The organism is Bacillus cytotoxicus NVH 391-98 (assembly GCF_000017425.1).
Classification (GTDB): domain Bacteria; phylum Bacillota; class Bacilli; order Bacillales; family Bacillaceae_G; genus Bacillus_A; species Bacillus_A cytotoxicus.
In genome coordinates this window covers 3,634,871-3,653,164 of sequence record NC_009674.1, presented here as the reverse complement: position 1 = coordinate 3,653,164, position 18,294 = coordinate 3,634,871, and the positions used below count along the sequence as shown (strand labels likewise).

At 36.7% G+C, this 18,294-nt stretch carries 20 protein-coding genes, 2 pseudogenes and 1 riboswitch; of the genes and pseudogenes, 21 read left to right on the top strand and 1 reads right to left on the bottom strand.

Going from position 1 to position 18,294, the window contains the following annotated elements; translation table 11 throughout:
• Positions 1-44 precede the first annotated feature (44 nt).
• From BCER98_RS18185 to BCER98_RS18160, 7 genes and pseudogenes are all read left to right on the top strand, one after another.
• A complete protein-coding gene (locus BCER98_RS18185) occupies positions 45-1,829 on the top strand; it encodes an acyl-CoA dehydrogenase family protein (RefSeq protein WP_012096046.1) in 1,785 nt (594 codons plus the stop codon).
• A gap of 44 nt (positions 1,830-1,873) precedes the next feature.
• Positions 1,874-2,101, top strand: a pseudogene (locus BCER98_RS22700) (hypothetical protein); the annotation flags it as partial.
• Positions 2,061-2,552 (top strand): annotated as a pseudogene (locus BCER98_RS18180) (RNA-guided endonuclease TnpB family protein); the annotation flags it as partial. The pseudogenes BCER98_RS22700 and BCER98_RS18180, both read left to right, overlap by 41 nt.
• A 606-nt stretch (positions 2,553-3,158) precedes the next feature.
• Entirely contained in the window at positions 3,159-3,344 is a 186-nt protein-coding gene (locus BCER98_RS18175) for a hypothetical protein (RefSeq protein WP_012096045.1), read from the top strand.
• A gap of 13 nt (positions 3,345-3,357) precedes the next feature.
• A complete protein-coding gene (locus tag BCER98_RS18170; protein WP_012096044.1) occupies positions 3,358-3,606 on the top strand; it encodes a spore coat protein in 249 nt (82 codons plus the stop codon).
• Between the two features lie 232 nt (positions 3,607-3,838).
• Positions 3,839-4,789 carry an L-lactate dehydrogenase gene (locus tag BCER98_RS18165; protein WP_012096043.1) on the top strand — a complete coding sequence of 317 codons (951 nt, stop codon included), beginning with the start codon at positions 3,839-3,841 and terminating at the stop codon, positions 4,787-4,789.
• A gap of 20 nt (positions 4,790-4,809) precedes the next feature.
• Entirely contained in the window at positions 4,810-5,823 is a 1,014-nt protein-coding gene (locus BCER98_RS18160) for a PTS transporter subunit IIC (RefSeq protein WP_012096042.1), read from the top strand.
• Positions 5,824-5,962: 139 nt separating this feature from the next.
• On the opposite strand, the gene BCER98_RS18155 is transcribed toward BCER98_RS18160, so the two are convergent.
• Positions 5,963-6,622, bottom strand: a complete 660-nt coding sequence (locus tag BCER98_RS18155; protein ID WP_012096041.1) for a phosphatase PAP2 family protein — start codon at positions 6,620-6,622, stop codon at positions 5,963-5,965.
• A 122-nt stretch (positions 6,623-6,744) separates the two neighbouring features.
• Between BCER98_RS18155 and BCER98_RS18150 the strand changes: the two genes are divergently transcribed.
• The 14 genes from BCER98_RS18150 (at position 6,745) to sufB (ending at position 18,085) form a co-directional block, all read left to right on the top strand.
• A complete protein-coding gene (locus tag BCER98_RS18150; RefSeq protein ID WP_012096040.1) occupies positions 6,745-7,275 on the top strand; it encodes a hypothetical protein in 531 nt (176 codons plus the stop codon).
• Positions 7,276-7,527: 252 nt separating this feature from the next.
• Positions 7,528-7,893 (top strand): arsenate reductase family protein, encoded by a 366-nt coding sequence (locus BCER98_RS18145; RefSeq protein WP_012096039.1) that lies wholly within the window; start codon positions 7,528-7,530, stop codon positions 7,891-7,893.
• Positions 7,894-7,934: 41 nt separating this feature from the next.
• A complete protein-coding gene (gene gcvH, locus BCER98_RS18140; protein ID WP_012096038.1) occupies positions 7,935-8,318 on the top strand; it encodes a glycine cleavage system protein GcvH in 384 nt (127 codons plus the stop codon).
• 219 nt (positions 8,319-8,537) lie between these two features.
• Positions 8,538-8,882 carry a toprim domain-containing protein gene (locus tag BCER98_RS18135; protein ID WP_012096037.1) on the top strand — a complete coding sequence of 115 codons (345 nt, stop codon included), beginning with the start codon at positions 8,538-8,540 and terminating at the stop codon, positions 8,880-8,882.
• A gap of 6 nt (positions 8,883-8,888) precedes the next feature.
• Positions 8,889-9,197 (top strand): thioredoxin family protein, encoded by a 309-nt coding sequence (locus tag BCER98_RS18130; protein WP_087099319.1) that lies wholly within the window; start codon positions 8,889-8,891, stop codon positions 9,195-9,197.
• A gap of 150 nt (positions 9,198-9,347) precedes the next feature.
• Positions 9,348-9,692: a hypothetical protein gene (locus BCER98_RS18125; protein WP_041810111.1), complete on the top strand. Its 345-nt coding sequence runs from the start codon at positions 9,348-9,350 to the stop codon at positions 9,690-9,692.
• 125 nt (positions 9,693-9,817) lie between these two features.
• A riboswitch (SAM riboswitch) is annotated at positions 9,818-9,927 on the top strand.
• A 217-nt stretch (positions 9,928-10,144) separates the two neighbouring features.
• Positions 10,145-11,170: a methionine ABC transporter ATP-binding protein gene (locus tag BCER98_RS18120; protein WP_012096034.1), complete on the top strand. Its 1,026-nt coding sequence runs from the start codon at positions 10,145-10,147 to the stop codon at positions 11,168-11,170.
• Positions 11,163-11,828, top strand: a complete 666-nt coding sequence (locus tag BCER98_RS18115; protein WP_012096033.1) for a methionine ABC transporter permease — start codon at positions 11,163-11,165, stop codon at positions 11,826-11,828. Before BCER98_RS18120 ends, BCER98_RS18115 begins: the two co-directional genes overlap by 8 nt.
• 32 nt (positions 11,829-11,860) lie before the next feature.
• Positions 11,861-12,667, top strand: coding sequence for a methionine ABC transporter substrate-binding lipoprotein MetQ (gene metQ, locus BCER98_RS18110; protein ID WP_012096032.1), 807 nt, complete (start codon positions 11,861-11,863; stop codon positions 12,665-12,667).
• A 237-nt stretch (positions 12,668-12,904) separates the two neighbouring features.
• The gene (gene sufC / locus BCER98_RS18105) at positions 12,905-13,690 is read left to right on the top strand and encodes a Fe-S cluster assembly ATPase SufC (protein ID WP_012096031.1); all 786 of its coding nucleotides are present in this window, start codon (positions 12,905-12,907) and stop codon (positions 13,688-13,690) included.
• Positions 13,691-13,705: 15 nt separating this feature from the next.
• Positions 13,706-14,998 carry a Fe-S cluster assembly protein SufD gene (gene sufD / locus BCER98_RS18100; protein ID WP_012096030.1) on the top strand — a complete coding sequence of 431 codons (1,293 nt, stop codon included), beginning with the start codon at positions 13,706-13,708 and terminating at the stop codon, positions 14,996-14,998.
• Positions 14,998-16,218, top strand: coding sequence for a cysteine desulfurase SufS (sufS, locus tag BCER98_RS18095; RefSeq protein WP_012096029.1), 1,221 nt, complete (start codon positions 14,998-15,000; stop codon positions 16,216-16,218). The genes sufD and sufS overlap by 1 nt, the downstream gene beginning before the upstream one ends.
• Positions 16,208-16,639, top strand: coding sequence for a Fe-S cluster assembly sulfur transfer protein SufU (gene sufU / locus BCER98_RS18090; protein WP_012096028.1), 432 nt, complete (start codon positions 16,208-16,210; stop codon positions 16,637-16,639). Before sufS ends, sufU begins: the two co-directional genes overlap by 11 nt.
• 48 nt (positions 16,640-16,687) lie before the next feature.
• Positions 16,688-18,085, top strand: a complete 1,398-nt coding sequence (gene sufB, locus BCER98_RS18085) for a Fe-S cluster assembly protein SufB (protein ID WP_012096027.1) — start codon at positions 16,688-16,690, stop codon at positions 18,083-18,085.
• Positions 18,086-18,294: the final 209 nt, after the last annotated feature.

The following is an 18,294-nucleotide window of genomic DNA, read 5'->3' as shown; positions in this document are numbered from 1 at the left end:
ACATGAGAGATACAGCTTATGAAAATATGAAGGAGGAATTTTTCATGGAAAAAACAGTGGGGAATGCAGTAAAGGGCGGTAGCTTTTTAATTGATGAGATTACAATTGATCAAGTATTTACACCAGAAGATTATACAGATGAGCATAAAATGATAGCAAAAACAACAGAAGACTTTATCGTAAATGAGGTTTTGCCAGAGCTTGAATATTTAGAGCAACATGAGTTTGATCGTTCTGTTCGTCTATTGAAAGAAGCTGGTGAACTAGGATTATTAGGGGCTGATGTACCAGAAGAGTACGGCGGAATTGGTCTTGATAAAGTGAGTTCGGCTTTAATTGCTGAGAAATTTGCGCGCGCTGGTGGGTTTGCTATTACACATGGTGCTCACGTCGGTATCGGATCATTACCAATCGTATTATTTGGTAACGAAGATCAGAAGAAAAAATATTTACCACTACTTGCAACTGGTGAAAAGTTAGCTGCATATGCATTAACTGAGCCAGGATCTGGGTCTGATGCATTAGGTGCAAAAACCACTGCACGTTTAAATGCAGAAGGTACGCACTATGTGTTAAACGGAGAAAAACAATGGATTACAAACTCAGCCTTTGCGGATGTGTTTATCGTATATGCAAAAGTTGATGGCGAGCACTTTTCTGCATTTATCGTAGAAAAAGAATATCCAGGTGTATCGACAAGCCCTGAAGAAAAGAAAATGGGTATTAAATGTTCATCAACTCGTACATTAATTTTAGAAGATGCATTAGTACCAAAAGAAAATGTTCTTGGCGAAATTGGTAAAGGGCATGTGATTGCATTTAATATTTTAAATATCGGCCGTTATAAACTAGGTGTTGGTACAGTTGGATCGGCAAAACGCGCAATAGAAATTTCAGCAGAATATGCGAACCAGCGTCAACAATTTAAGCAACCAATCGCTCGTTTCCCATTAATTCAAGAAAAGCTTGCGAATATGGCAGCGAAAACATATGCAGCGGAAAGTTCTGTTTATCGTACAGTGGGCTTATTTGAAAGTCGTATGAGCACATTAACTGAGAAAGAAGTAAAAGATGGGAAAGCAGTAGCAGCTTCAATTGCAGAATATGCAATTGAGTGTTCATTAAATAAAGTATTTGGTTCTGAAGTATTAGATTATGTAGTAGATGAAGGAGTACAAATTCACGGTGGTTATGGATTCATGGCAGAGTATGAGATTGAAAGAATGTATCGTGATTCTCGTATTAACCGTATTTTCGAAGGAACGAACGAAATTAACCGTTTAATCGTACCGGGTACGTTCTTACGTAAAGCAATGAAAGGGGAACTACCATTACTGCAAAAAGCACAAAAACTACAAGAAGAATTAATGATGATGATGCCAGAAGAAGTAGGCGATGAGCCATTAGCACTTCAAAAACATTTAGTCAAGAATGCGAAGAAAATCGGCTTAATGGTAGCTGGATTAGCAGCTCAAAAATACGGTAAAGCGCTTGAGAAAGAACAGGAAATTCTTGTGAATATTGCTGATATTGTAAGTAATTTATACGCAATGGAATCAGCCTTGCTCCGTACGGAAAAAGCAATCAAAGCAACGGGTCTTGAAAAGAATAAACAAAAAGTATTATACACGGAAGTATTCTGTCAAGAAGCGTTCAACCAAATTGAAGCAGATGCAAAAGAAACAATTATCGCAGTGGAAAACGGTGATATGTTGCGCATGATGCTATCAGCGCTTCGCAAACTAACTCGCCACACGCCAATGAATGTTATTCCGAAGAAGCGTGAAATTGCAGCGAAGATTTTAGAGGAGGAGCGTTATATAGTTTAATACGTAACAAAAAAACAGTCACTTAGGTGGCTGTTTTTTGTATTAGTCAGAAAATTTTAGATACAAGAAACGATGCACTGATCGTTGGTGATGCTTTCCAAACTTGTGGAAGAGTTGCGGTAGCAGGGCAATTGAAATGGCTATTTCCATTTCCTGCGCTTGGAACATGGCACGCAGAAACAGCATTAAAGAGTGCGCAAAAATTGTTGCAGTATAAGCCGTCTGTATTAGCGACAGGAATTAGCGTTAAAACGAAAATGCAAACTGGATGAAGCAAAAAACTATCAAAAGCAAAAACGTAAAGTAGCTTGCATCCATGAGAACATCACGAATGCAAGAACAGACTATTTGCAAAAAATCTCTACTTACATTGTCAAAAACCACGACATCATTGGTATGGAAGATTTGCAAGTGTCAAATATGTTGAAGAACCGTAAGTTAGCGAAAGCAATTCGTGAAGTATCATGGTCGCAATTTAGAACGATGTTAGAATACAAAGCAAAGTGGTATGGCAAACAGGTAGTAACTGTGTCTAAAACCTTTGCAAGCTCTCAATTATGTTCAGTTTGCGGTTACCAAAACAAAGACGTTAAGAATCTCAACCTACGTGAATGGGATTGTCCTTCTTGTGGCACACATCACGATCGAGATATGAATGCAAGTATCAATCTAAAAAATGAAGCAATAAGACTTCTAACCGTAGGGACTACGGGGATAGCCTAATCAATAACTAACCGTTAGGTTGGTGTTCTTAGGAATCTCCCACTTCAAACAGCTCGTAAGAGTGTTAAGTGGGGGTAGTTCAATACGGATATATTTGGATTTGCATCTTGAAAGAAAAATAAGATTGTAAATGTAGCTATTATTACTCTAATAAAAGAAGAATTTCTTTATCAGTTTCCGACAGAATACTTCCACTTCAAAGAATGTGTAGGGTGTAGTCCAATGAGCAAGTGGGAGTAGTTCAAATAGGGTTTTAGAGAAGAAGTATAGTTTTATCAATCGTGCTCGGGATTTAGGAAATGCGTTTAAAAATCAATATGTCAATTTTGAAAAAAGATGAATGTAACGATGAGGCCACTGAAAAAGTGGTTACTTTGAGAAAATAACACGCATTTTATCAATATGTTGAAATTAAAAAGGATCCCATAACCTTTATATAGTAGGTGGTGGGATCCTCTTTCTTATGAAGTGGAGTTTTTCAGTGCCCTCGTAACGATTCATCTTTTTTTCGTGAATCATTATCTCATGTCGTAACTTTATATGTATACAATCTAAAAACAAATAAATACTAAATGAAGAATGAGCAATGAAAGGAAGGTCTTAGTTATGCCAAATTTAACAGAGCTTGAGTTAGAAAATTTACGCCATATTATTGGAGGACACACAACAATTGCAAACAAGTTAGATCAGTACGCGCAACAATGCACAGATCCTCAATTAAAGCAAATACTGCAACAAGATGCGCAAGCGGCAAGAAATACAAAGCAACAATTAATGTCTTTTTTAGGATAGGAGGAAATGAAAGATGAATGAAAAAGATATGGTAAATGATTATTTAGCAGGATTAAATGCAAGCTTAGCGAGTTATGCTCATTACATAGCGGAGTCCAATAATGAACAGTTACGCCAAACGTTAATTCATATTCGAAATCAAGATGAATTAAGACAACGCAAGGTATTTGAATATGCAAAGCAAAAAAATTACTATAAACCAGCAGCCCCTGCAAATCCAATGATTGTTCAGCAATTGAAAAATGAATTAAGTGCACAATAGAGCGAAAAAAATCGGGTAACATTTACCCGGTTTTTTTTGCATTTGGATAAGTCAATAAATACGTAGAAAATATTTTTTTATATGTAACAAATATGACAAAACAAAGGTAGATGTTTCACGAAATATACATAAAGAATGCTCAAAATTTCACAATGTATCCATGTTTTCTATATTTGAAATCTTTATAATAATAAGTGAAATTAGATTACCGATTCAATTAGGAGAGATTATTATGAATAGAAACACAAGAAAAATCGCAATTATTGGAACTGGATTAGTTGGGTCAAGCTGTGCGTATTCAATTGTGAATCAAGGCATCTGTGAAGAATTAGCATTAATTGATATAGACCATGAACGTGCAGTTGGTGAAGCGATGGATTTATCACACTGTATTAACTTTACAAATACAAGAACAAAAGTATATGCAGGTACGTATGAAAACTGCAAAGACATGGACATTGTTATTATTACAGCAGGTCCAGCGCCAAAGCCTGGGCAAAGTCGATTAGATACTTTAGGGGCAAGTGCAAAAATTATGGAAAGTGTTGTAGCTTGTGTAATGAAAAGTGGATTTGATGGCATTTTCTTAATTGCTTCAAACCCAGTTGATATTATTACGTATCAAGTTTGGAAATTATCTGGTTTACCAAGAAATCGTGTGATTGGTACTGGAACATCGTTAGATTCCTCTCGATTAAGAACGATTTTATCTGAAATGTTAGAAGTGGATCCTCGTAGTATTCACGGTTATTCATTAGGGGAACATGGTGATTCTCAAATGGTTGCTTGGTCTCATGTAACAGTGGGAGGGAAACCTATTTTACAAATTTTAGAGGAAGGGAAAGATCGTTTTGGTGAAATTGACTTAGATGCAATTGTGGAAAAAACTGCAAAAGCTGGTTGGGAAATTTATAAACGAAAAGGAACTACTTATTATGGTATTGGCAACTCACTCGCATATATTGTAAAATCTATCTTTAATGATGATTATCGTGTAATCGCCGTTTCAGCTATTTTAGATGGTGAATATGGTGAGTATGATATTTGTACAGGGGTACCAGCGATTATTACAAGAGATGGTGTGAAAGAAGTTGTTGAACTAAACTTAACAGAAACTGAAGAAAGTCGATTTGCAAAGTCAAATGATATTTTACGTGATTATATGAAAACAATTGGTTACTAAACTAGGAGAAGGTGAAACAGATGAAGGAATATATTATGTCTCGTGTTTTTAAAGGTTCTGCCGGAATTGCACAAGGTATTTTTGTATCTCTCGGAATTGGTTTGCTGATTGAAAATATTGGACGAATCTTTGATATACCGATGTTAATTACAATTGGAGTTGTTGCAAAATCACTTATGGCACCAGCGATTGGAGCCGGAATTGCCTTCATGTTAGGGGCGAATGGGCTTGTTATTTTCTCGGCGATGATTGCTGGGGCCATTGGAGCTGGGGCGATTTCCATCACTGCAGCTGGTCTAATGATTAAAACTGGTGAACCGATTGGTGCGCTATTAACAGCAACTTTAGCGGTTTATATCGGAAAACGATTAAGTGGAAAAACGGCTTTAGATATGATGCTTGTTCCTTCTGCTGCAATATTAGGTTCTGGTATTGTTGGGATTTGGTTATCTCAAAATATTAGCCCAGTCTTAAATGCAGTTGGTGCATTTATTAAAGAAAGTTCAGCTGGTAGCCCATTTCTTGCTTCTGTCGTACTAGCAGTTGCTTGGGGATTATTACTTATTTCTCCAGCTTCATCGGCAGCTTTAGCAATTGCGCTTAGCTTAGATGGAGTAGCAGGCGGTGCAGCACTGGCAGGGTGTGTTGCTCAATTTATTGGATTTTCCGTGATCTCAGCAAAGGAAAATAATTTAGGTGGCATTTTAGCACAAGCACTTTGTACTCCGAAAGTACAACTTCCCAATATCACTAAAAATCCAATCATTCTTCTCCCAACTGTCGTTGCGAGCGCAATTGTCGGTCCTGTTTCTGCACTCATTTTCCAACTGGAAGCAGGAAAAGAAATTGCTGGTCTTGGATTAAGTTCTTTCATCGCACCTATTAATTTAATTTCTAACCAAGGATTAGGTGTTGTACCAGCGATGGTAATCACTTATATCGTAATTCCAGTAGCTGTTTCATATATCATTTATATCGCATTACGAAAAGCAGGTCGTATTCATTCTGGAGATATGACTGTGCCACAATCTTAAATGAAGATTAAAAATCTCCTTTATATAGAGAGAAAAGCAGACTGAAGAAGCCACAGTCTGCTTTTCATTTATATGTTATAGGCAGTAAAACTCTTACCTCAAGATGCCAAATAGGTGGGAGTGAGGTAGGAGAAAATCTCTATTGATTTACTTTATAAGATTGCTTGACTGAAATCGTTATTCCGCTATATCTGTTTACTAATAAGAGTTGGATACTGAAATAGAGTATGCTTGCTAGTGTTATGCCAGATACAGCGTCGATAAAGGCATGTTGTTTTGTAAATAGTGTTGATAAAATGATGAGCATGCCAAAGAAAGTAAGCAAGTAATATTCCCATTTATGTTGCTCTCTTCGCTTAAAGGCAGCTAACATAATCACAAATGTTGTGAGAACATGAATGCTAGGAAAACAGTTGACAGGCTGATCAATGCTATAAATGTAGCGAACTAAGTTAGAAAATAGATCAGTGCCAACGACTGCCGGACGCGGTACAGTTGTTTGCCAAAAGTAATAAATGGAAAAACAAGTTAACTTTCCAAGAATAATGCCACTTAATGTTACATAATATTGTTTTCTGTCGGCAAAGCAATAGTAGATCAGTGCGCCATATAAATATGGAAACCAAATTAAATAGGGGATAATAAATACTTTTACAAATGGAATCCAATCATCAACGATAGTTGTAACATCGACAGCATGGGCACTCGATTTATTCAGTACATCGTAAAGGGGACTTACGAGTACAAGTAGAAGTATATAAGTTAATGGAAGAAACGATGAAAGTTTATATTTTCTCATGATGATCTCCTATTATTTTGTAATGTAAGTAAACCTTGTTGATTATAATATAGAAACTTCAAATGAGCCATTGATTTTACTTACATTTTTGTCATTTGACCTAAAAAATGGAGGGGTGCGGGATGAAACGTTTGTCTTTCTTGTTCTTTTTTATACTTTTATGTTTAGTAGGAACTGGATGTACAAAGGGAGAAGCGGGAGGAGCATTAGAGTATAATGGCAGAGCGCTTGTCATTGGTGTTATTGGTGAGAAACCAAAAGATACATTCAGAAATGTGAAGTTTGAAAATATAGCATTAAACGAAATGGAACAAAAATTAGCGGAAGTAGATGGCTTTCTTGTGATGAAGGAGAAGTTTCAAGAAGCATCAAACGAACGGTATAAAGAATTGTTTTTATCAATAAAGAAACCAGTATTTTTTATTGGCTTACAAGATAAATCTTATTCGCTTTTTATAAAGAAGAAGCTAGATTATAACCATGCACCGAAGGATGAAAATGCAATGTATACGCAAGGGTTTGTAAATATCGGAAGCGGTGAAGGACAGCAGTGGGGGACCGGTTTAACAAACGGTGGCGCTGCAGAGGAAAGTGTTCATAATATGTATATTATTGTGTTTCAGGCGATTGCGGATTATTTAAATAGACAATGAGAGGAGCCTTTAAATAAGGCTTCTTATTGTTTAAATAAACGTTTGTTTAATATATATGTTCGCCCTAAATATGATAAAAATATGTATTTTTTGTTATATTGTTTTCTTTTGATAGTGGAACAAATAAAGAAATTTGCAGGATTATTAAAAATTATCACGAAATAAATTAAAGTTTGAAGAAATAATGGTTTGAAATAATAAAACGTTTTCTATATGATAAAGGTAAAGGTTAGTAAAAAAGTAGGTGAATTTATGACAGTAACATTTTATTCATACCCAAAATGTGGCACATGTCAAAAAGCAAAGAAATGGTTTGAGGCAAACGATGTAGCATATGAGATGATTCATATTGTTGAAAATCCACCGTCACAAGAAGAATTACGCAATTTGCATATGAAAAGTGAATTGCCGTTAAAGAAATTTTTTAATACAAGCGGTATGCGTTATCGTGAGCTTGGTTTAAAAGATAAGTTAAAGGTTGCAAGTGAAGACGAAATGTTTGAACTTTTAGCGTCCGATGGTATGTTAATTAAACGTCCGATTGTAACAGATGGAACAAATGTAACACTTGGCTTTAATGAAGAGCAGTTTGAAAGTATGTGGAAAAAGTACCAATAAGGTATTTTTACATAATTAATACATTCACTGGAGGTACAGTCATGAGCATTCCAAATCATTTACGTTACTCTGAAGAACACGAATGGGTAAAAACTGAAGGGAATCAAGTTGTTATCGGTATTACTCATTTCGCACAAAGTGAGCTAGGCGATATCGTATTCGTTGAACTTCCTGAAGTAGGTGCAACACTTGAAGCTAATGAGCCATTCGGAAGCGTAGAATCTGTTAAAACAGTTTCTGAATTATACGCACCTGTAAGTGGTAAAGTTGTAGCAGTAAACGAAGAATTAAGCGATCAACCAGAACTTGTTAACGAGTCTCCATACGAAGGTGCATGGATGGTGAAAGTTGAACTTTCTGATGCAAGTGAAGTTGAAAAACTATTAACTGCAGAAAAATACGCAGAAATGACAAACCAAGACTAATTTGATTCTAGATAAAAGAGGCAGCCTATGTGCTGTCTTTTTTAATTTTTATAGTACATTGTTATCAAAAGGAATGAGAAACCATATCCCCCTTACATTCTGAACGAGCCGCTTGTGCTTTTCTTTGTAAAAATAAACAGGAAACAAGATGGGAATATCGAATATACTATATACGAAAGTAAGGTTGTTTTATAGTATATGGTGATCGGGTGATGACACATGGTTTATGTAGAAAAGGTCATTATTGTAGAAGGTAAATCAGATAGAAGAAAGATTGAATCTATTATTCGAGAACCGGTGGAAATTGTTTGTACAAATGGTACAATTGGTTTGTCGAAAATGGATGAGCTCATTGATCAGTTTTTTGATAAAGAAGTATATGTGCTAGTGGATGCTGATGATGCAGGAGAAAAGCTTCGCAAGCAATTTCGTAAGGAATTTCCGCAGGCTGAACATATTTATATTGATCGTTCATATCGTGAAGTAGCAACTGCACCGTCTTCACATTTAGCAAATGTATTATGGGGAGCTGACATTGATGTTTATACAGAATATTTACGGTAAGGAATGATGATAGAAGTGATTGACTGGACAGGTGCTGAAGCCACAAATCTAATAGTGAATCAAGAAAAAACAGTGTTATATGTATATACTCCAATGTGTGGTACATGCCAATTGGCGAAAAAAATGTTAACTGTTGTAGAAGCAACGATTGTTGACTTAGAAGTTGGCATGTTAGATTTAAATTATGCTCCGCATTTAGCACGTGAATATGAGATAGAAAGTGTTCCTTGTTTACTCATATTTGAAAATGGAACGTTGAAGAAGAAAATATATGCATTTCATTCAGTTGAATATTTATATAAGGAACTACAGTAGGCGGCAAAAAATTTGCCGCCTCGACACATTTCTTGGGAAATATGTTGAAATGGCAGAGGTAATACAGTATTTGTCGAGCAAAAGGAAGAGGATTGATGCTTAGGGAATGGAAAGGTATTAGTAGAAAGTGATATGAAGGATGTGATGAGAATGAAATTATATTCAATGCTTCAATCATTTGTAACACATGCTAATAAACAATATCATTTAGAACCTCTTTTGCGTCAAGCAGGAAAAGTCATTAGTATTCATTTTGGAGATGAGTGCCATTCCCTCCAAATTTCAAGGGATTATATACAGCTTGTAAAAGGAGATAGGGGAACCGAACAAATCCACTGTTTTAAAGAAGAAGATTTACAACAATTAGTTACAGGGAATGTTCGTTTGCAAAAGCTAATTCATGAAGGTCGTGTACATTATGCGGGGACATATCGCACGATGCTATTATTGGAGTCCATGTTTCATATTTGTAAACCAATGCCAGTGGGCGCTTAATATTCTTAAAATTTTCTTTTTAAGAAATTTTTTGTTGACAGAGTGAATGTATATTGATAAAATTCAAGTCATAAAATATAGATAATTTCATAAATTTTGAATCAGAAGAAAATTAGATCTGATTTCTCTTATCAAGAGAGGTGGAGGGACTGTGCCCTATGAAGCCCGGCAACCGTCAACGATTTTGTTGAAATGGTGCCAATTCCTGCAAAGCAAATGCTTTGAGAGATGAGAGAAAGGATTATGTTGATATACGCATAAAAACCTTTCTGCTCATTGTAAAGCAGAAAGGTTTTTTTGTTGTTTGAATGAGGAGGACATTTAAACAACAGGAAAAATCGATAAGAAATTGAGCAGATGGCGACAGTTCAGTATTCTTACACCAAAAATAAAAAATGTGAGAGTCATTCTGAACGAGCTACTTACGCTTTTTAATTAAAGGGGTGAACATCATGATTCTATTAGAAAATGTGAAAAAGATATATCAGTCAAAAAACGGTGATGTGATTGCTGTAGATCGGGCCAATTTAAAAATAGAGGAAGGCGAAATTTTTGGGGTTATCGGATATAGCGGTGCAGGTAAGAGTTCGTTAATTCGCTTGTTTAATCAGTTGGAGAAACCAACTTCTGGTCAAATTACAGTTGCTAATCGTTTGATTTCAGCCATTACCGGTAATGAACTTCGAAAGGCAAGACAAGAAATTGGGATGATCTTTCAACATTTCAATTTACTTTGGTCAAGAACTGTTCGTGAGAATATTGCTTTTCCTCTCGAGATTGCCGGTGTGGATAAAAAGGAGCGAAAGAAACGTGTAGATGAGCTTATTCGTCTTGTCGGATTAGAAGGGAGAGGAGATGCTTATCCATCTCAACTGAGCGGTGGACAAAAACAACGCGTCGGGATTGCAAGAGCGTTGGCTAACAATCCGAAAGTACTTTTATGTGATGAAGCAACATCGGCGCTTGATCCGGAAACAACAGATCAAATTTTAGATTTACTACTAGATATTAATAAACGCCTTAACTTAACCATTGTGCTTATTACTCATGAAATGCATGTGATTCAAAAGATTTGTAATCGTGTTGCAGTGATGGAAAAAGGGAAAATTGTAGAGACAGGTCCTGTACTAGAGGTATTTCGTAATCCGCAGCAAGAGATTACAAAGCGATTTGTTCAGCAATTAACAGATTCTGAAGATACGAATGAAACGATTGAAAACTTATTAGAGAAATACCCAGATGGTAAAGTCATTCGTTTGCAATTTATTGGAGATTCTGTAGAGCGCCCAGTGTTACAAGGGTTAATGAGGAGAGAGGATGTAGAAGTTAGCGTGCTTCAAGGAAATATCGCGCAGACAAATAATGGAGCATACGGAAGCTTAATTGTTCATTTAAATGGTGAAGAAGCAGCCATTCAGCAGGCAATAGCAGGAATCCATCAAGAGAAAGTAGAGCTGGAGGTGGTTGCACATGGATAAATTGCTCACAAATGTCGATTGGAATCAAATGCTAGAAGCAACAGGAGAAACATTATACATGACGGCAATCGCAGCAATTGCCACATTTATTTTAGGACTTATGTTAGGATTACTGCTCTTTATGACAGCGAAGGATAATTTGTGGGAAAACAAAGTGATTCATACAGGAATCGGGGCATTCGTAAATATTTTTAGATCAATCCCGTTCATCATTTTAATCATTCTACTTATTCCGTTTACAAAGATTCTTCTTGGAACAATTCTTGGAGCAAGTGCAGCATTGCCTGCTTTGATTATTGGAGCGGCCCCATTTTATGCGAGAATGGTTGAAATCGCGCTTCGTGAAATTGATAAAGGTGTGATTGAAGCTTCAAAGGCAATGGGAGCGAAAACAAGCACAATTATTTGGAAAGTATTAATTCCAGAATCTTTGCCAGCACTTGTATCTGGTATTACCGTAACGACAATTGCACTTGTTGGTTATACAGCAATGGCAGGCGTTGTTGGCGCTGGCGGACTCGGTACACTAGCATATTTAGAAGGGTTCCAGCGGGGAAACAACGATGTGACAATTGTTGCGACAATTTGTGTATTGCTGGTTGTGTTTTTCATTCAATTTATTGGAGATTTTGCGACAACTCGGATTGATAAACGATAAATCGATTAAAAATTAGGAAGGATGTTAACAACATGAAAAAATTATTACTTTCAGCACTTATTACGACATCAATTTTTGGATTAACAGCTTGCGGTGGGAAAAGTGAAGATAAGCTTGTTGTCGGTGCTTCTAATGTACCGCACGCTGAGATTTTAGAGAAGGCAAAACCATTGCTTGAGAAAAAGGGCGTTGTGTTAAAAATTGAAAAATTTCAGGACTATGTATTACCGAATAAATCATTAGCAGATAAAGAATTAGATGCAAACTATTTCCAGCATATTCCGTATTTAGAGAAAGAAATAAAGGATAAAGGGTATAAGTTTGAAATAGCAGGCAAAATTCATTTAGAACCGATTGGAGTATACTCTCAAAAATATAAAAGCTTAAAAGAGCTTCCAGATGGAGCGACAGTAATTATGAGTAACTCTGTGGCTGATCATGGCCGCGGATTAGCAATCTTACAAAAAGAGGGCATTTTAAAAATTAAAGATGGTGTAGATCCTGTGAAAGCAACAACAAAAGATATTGCGGAAAATCCAAAGAACTTGAAGTTTAAAACAGATATCGAACCAGGTCTATTGCCACAAGTGTATAACAACAAGGAAGGCGATGCGGTTTTAATTAACTCAAACTATGCAATTGATGCAAAATTAGATCCAGGAAAAGATGCAATTGCGATTGAAAGTAATGATTCTCCATATACAAACGTAGTGGCAGTTCGTAAAGGGGATAAAGATAAAAAAGAGATTAAAGCGCTTGTAGAAGTATTGCATTCGAAAGAAATTGAAGATTTCATCAAGAAAGAATATAAAGGGGCGGTTGTTCCTGTAAAAGAATAATGGCAGGAAAAAAGGCTGAGAAATTCTCAGTCTTTTTTCTTTATATATATAAGAAGAAAGGTGTATCATAATAGAATGTGAGGGAAAATCTATACACATTTGTGAAAAAATTATTACTTTTTTTCAGCGTTTGCGATATCATTTTATTTGATATAAAATTAGAATGAGAATAAAATGAGAATGTGAATGTTTTAGGAATTTTTAAAATGTATATAGAGGATTATTGGAGGTATTGAGATGGCTGGTTCTACATTAACGGTTAAAGACTTACATGTATCAATCGATGGCAAAGAAATTTTAAAAGGTGTAAACCTGGAAGTAAAAGGTGGAGAAATCCACGCAATTATGGGACCTAACGGAACGGGTAAATCAACTTTATCTTCTGCAATTATGGGTCACCCAAAATATGAAGTAACAGAAGGAAGCATCATCATCGACGGTGAAGATGTACTAGAAATGGAAGTAGATGAGCGTGCACAAGCAGGTCTATTCCTAGCAATGCAATATCCAAGCGAAATTAGCGGAGTAACAAACGCTGACTTCTTACGTTCAGCAATTAATGCACGCCGCGAGGAAGGCGATGAAATTTCTCTTATGAAATTTATCCGCAAACTAGATAAAAACATGGAATTTCTAGAAATGGATCCAGAAATGGCACAACGTTACTTAAATGAAGGTTTCTCTGGCGGTGAGAAAAAACGTAACGAAATTCTTCAATTAATGATGATTGAGCCAAAAATTGCAATCTTAGATGAAATCGACTCTGGTCTTGATATCGATGCATTAAAAGTTGTATCTAAAGGTATTAACGCAATGCGCGGTGAAGAGTTTGGTTGCTTAATGATTACGCATTACCAACGTTTATTAAACTACATTACTCCAGATTTCGTTCACGTTATGATGAACGGTCGTATTGTAAAATCTGGTGGTCCTGAGCTTGCTCAACGTCTAGAAGCTGAAGGTTATGACTGGATCAAAAAAGAATTAGGTATTGAAGACGAAACAGCAGAGCAAGAAGCGTAAGAGAGGAGCATAAATATGACAATCGGTACATTACCTTTCGATCAAGAAACAATCCGTCAGCGCGCAAGCGAAGTAAACGAAGCTGCTTGGTTGACTGAGTTCCGCTTACAAGCTCTTGCACAAGCAACTGAACTTCCAATGCCAACGCCTGATAAAACAAAAATCGATAAATGGGACTTTATCGGAAAAGGCACTACTCTTAAGCAAGAGTCTGTAAGTTCTTTAGCGGAACTTCCAGAAGCAGTGAAAAACTTAATTGATGAAAATAATAACGTACTAGTCGGACGCACTGGCACAAAAGCATTTGTTTCTTTAGCGGACGAAGCAAAAGAAAAAGGTGTTATTTTCACAGATATTGTAACGGCTGCAACTGAGCATGCTGAATTAGTACAAAAGTACTTAATGAAAGATGGCGTGAAAGTGGATGAGCATCGTTTAACAGCACTTCACGCAGCATTAATCAATGGCGGGGCATTTGTATATGTTCCAAAAAACGTTGTACTTGAAACACCACTTCAAGCGGTATTCTTAGTAGATGGCGAAGAAGCAAACTTATATAACCATGTATTATTCGTAGCTGATGAAAACAGTTCTGCAACTTACGTGGAAAACTATGTAGCAGATGAAAATGTTACTGGTATTGCAAATATCGTAGCAGAAGTAATCGTAGAACAAGGTGCACAGGTGAAATTTGGTGCAGTGGATCTATTAGCGAAAGGTGTAACAACGTATGTAAATCGTCGCGGTGTTGTAGGACGTGATGCTCGTATTGAATGGGCATTAGGTCTTATGAACGACGGTGATACAATTTCAGAGAACGTAACGAACTTAATGGGTGACGGATCATTTGCTGATACAAAAACAGTAACAATCGGTCGCGGCAATCAAACACAAAACTTTACAACAAAAGTTGTTCATTTTGGTAAACACTCTGAAGGTTATATTTTAAAACACGGTGTACAAAAAGATAGCGCAACTTCTATCTTTAACGGAATTGGTAAGATTGAACACGGTGCATCTAAATCAAATGCACAACAATCTTCTCGCGTTCTTATGTTAAGTGAAAAAGCACGCGGTGATGCAAATCCAATTCTTCTAATTGATGAAGATGATGTAATGGCAGGTCACGCAGCTTCTGTTGGCCGCGTAGATCCAGTACAACTATACTACTTAATGAGTCGTGGTATTCCGAAGAAAGAAGCGGAACGCTTAGTCATCCATGGATTCTTAGCACCTGTAGTAAATGAGCTTCCAATTGAAGGAGTAAAAACACAGCTTGTTGAGGTAATTGAAAGGAAAGTTCGCTAATGAATATTCATGAAATACGCAAACAGTTTCCAATTCTTGATCAAAAAGTGAACGGCAAACAACTTGTTTATTTCGATAGTGCAGCAACTTCTCAAAAACCAATTCAAGTGATTGAAACGTTAGAACGTTATTATAAAGAATATAATTCTAACGTGCATCGCGGTGTTCATACGCTCGGTACAAAAGCTACCGATGCGTATGAAGGTGCACGTGAGAAAGTTCGCAAGTTTATTAATGCGAAATCAATGGAAGAAATTATTTTCACACGCGGAACGACAACTGCATTAAATACAGTAGCAGCAAGTTATGGCCGTGAAAATGTAAAAGAAGGCGATGAAATTGTTATCTCTTACATGGAGCACCATAGTAACATTATTCCGTGGCAACAAGTTGCAAAGAAAACAGGGGCAACGTTAAAATATCTTCCGCTTCAGCCAGATGGAACAATCTCTATTGAAGATGCCCGTCAAACCATTACACCAAATACGAAAATTGTTTCTATCATGTATGTATCAAACGTACTTGGAACGATTAACCCTGTAAAAGAAATTGCAGAAATCGCTCATCAAAACGGTGCCATTATGGTCGTTGACGGTGCACAAAGTACACCTCATATGAAAGTAGATGTACAAGATTTAAACTGCGATTTCTATGCGTTATCCGCTCATAAAATGTGCGGGCCTACAGGTATCGGTGTATTATACGGTAAGAAGGAATTGCTAGAAAATATGGAGCCAATTGAATTTGGCGGTGAAATGATTGATTTTGTAGATTTACAAGATTCTACATGGAAAGAGCTTCCGTGGAAGTTTGAAGCCGGTACACCGATTATCGGTAATGCAATCGGACTTGGAGCAGCAATTGATTTCCTAGAAGAAATCGGTCTTGATAATATTGAAAAGCATGAACATGAATTAGCGCAGTACGCTTTAGAAAGACTATCGGAAGTAGATGGCGTTACAATTTATGGTCCAAAGCATCGCGCTGGTCTTGTTACATTTAATATTGATGAAGTACATCCACACGATGTTGCGACAGTACTAGATGTAGAAGGCATTGCGGTTCGCGCAGGACATCACTGTGCACAACCGCTTATGAAGTGGCTAAAAGCTTCTTCTACAGCACGTGCAAGCTTCTATTTATATAATACAAAAGAAGAAATTGATACATTTGTTGAAGCGCTAACGAAAACAAAGGAGTATTTCACAAATGTCTTTTAATAATTTAGATACGTTATATCGTCAAGTTATTATGGATCATTATAAGAATCCACGTAACCATGGCGTGTTAGAAGATAGTGTTACAGTTAACTTAAACAACCCAACTTGCGGCGATTGTATTCAGCTTACGATGAAAGTAGAAGAGGGAATCGTAAAAGAAGCGAAGTTTGAGGGAGAAGGATGTTCCATTTCAATGTCTTCAGCTTCGATGATGACGCAAGCGGTAAAAGGAAAGAAAATTGAAGATGCACTTAAGCTTTCGAAAATTTTCTCTGACATGATGCTAGGAAAAGAGTATGATGACAGCGTAGATTTAGGAGATATTGAAGCATTACAAGGTGTATGCAAGTTTCCAGCGCGTATTAAATGTGCAACATTAGCTTGGAAAGCGTTAGAAAAAGGCTTAAACGAAGAAAAGTAATGTGAGAAGTTCCTAAAGACGGAGTTATCTAAGGAGGGACATACCAACATGGCGAAACAAATGCCAGATATCGGCGATTACAAATATGGTTTCAAGGATAAAGACGTTTCGATTTTCCGTGCAGGTCGCGGTTTAACAAAAGAAATCGTAGAAGAGATTTCACATATGAAAGAAGAACCAAAGTGGATGTTAGACTTCCGCTTGAAAGCACTGGATAAGTTCTATGAAATGCCAATGCCACAATGGGGCGGCGATTTAAACGATTTAGATTTCGATGAAATTACGTACTACGTAAAACCATCTGAGAAATCTGAGAAGTCTTGGGATGAAGTACCTGATGAAATTAAAGCAACATTTGATAAATTAGGTATTCCAGAAGCTGAGCAAAAATATTTAGCGGGTGTATCAGCGCAGTATGAATCTGAAGTTGTATATCACAACATGAAAGAAGACCTAGAAGCGCTAGGAATTGTCTTCAAAGATACAGATAGCGCATTAAAAGAAAACGAAGATATTTTCCGTGAGCATTTCGGAAAAGTAATCCCGCCAACTGACAACAAGTTTGCAGCATTAAACTCTGCAGTTTGGTCTGGTGGATCATTTATCTACGTTCCAAAAGGTGTAAAAGTAGATACACCACTTCAAGCGTATTTCCGTATTAACTCTGAAAATATGGGACAATTCGAGCGTACGCTTATTATCGTAGATGAAGGTGCGCACGTACACTACGTTGAAGGATGTACAGCTCCTGTTTACACTACTAACTCACTTCACAGTGCGGTAGTAGAAATCATCATTAAGAAAGATGCATATTGCCGTTATACAACAATCCAAAACTGGGCAAATAACGTATACAATCTCGTTACAAAACGTGCGGTTTGTGAAGAAAACGCAACGATGGAATGGATTGACGGTAACATCGGTTCTAAATTAACGATGAAATACCCAGCTGTTATTTTAAAAGGTGAAGGTGCACGCGGTTTAACATTATCTATCGCGATTGCTGGTAAAGGCCAACATCAAGATGCTGGTGCGAAAATGATTCACTTAGCACCAAATACATCTTCAACAATCGTATCTAAATCGATTGCAAAACATGGTGGTAAAGTAACATACCGTGGTATCGTACATTTCGGACCAAAAGCGAAAAACTCTCGCTCTAACATCGAGTGTGATACATTAATTATGGATAACCAATCTACATCTGATACAATTCCTTATAACGAAATCAAAAACGATTACGTTTCACTTGAGCACGAAGCGAAAGTATCAAAAGTATCAGAAGAACAATTATTCTATCTAATGAGCCGCGGTATTTCTGAGCAAGAAGCAACAGAAATGATTGTAATGGGCTTCATCGAGCCATTCACTCGCGAACTTCCAATGGAATACGCAGTAGAAATGAACCGTCTTATCAAATTTGAAATGGAAGGTTCTATCGGTTAATTTAAAAATAGAAGCGCCCTGCTTGGCAGGGTGCTTTTTTATGTGCAGTAAGAAAATATTGGCGATTTCAGCATGGAAACTCGGGTTGGGATTTCGAGTTTTTTCGTCTCTTATAAGGATATTTCTATTCAAAGTGTTAATATCTGAATTTTTACTACATTTTATAAAAAGTTATTATTTGTATAAATTGTTAACAAATGTAAAAAGAA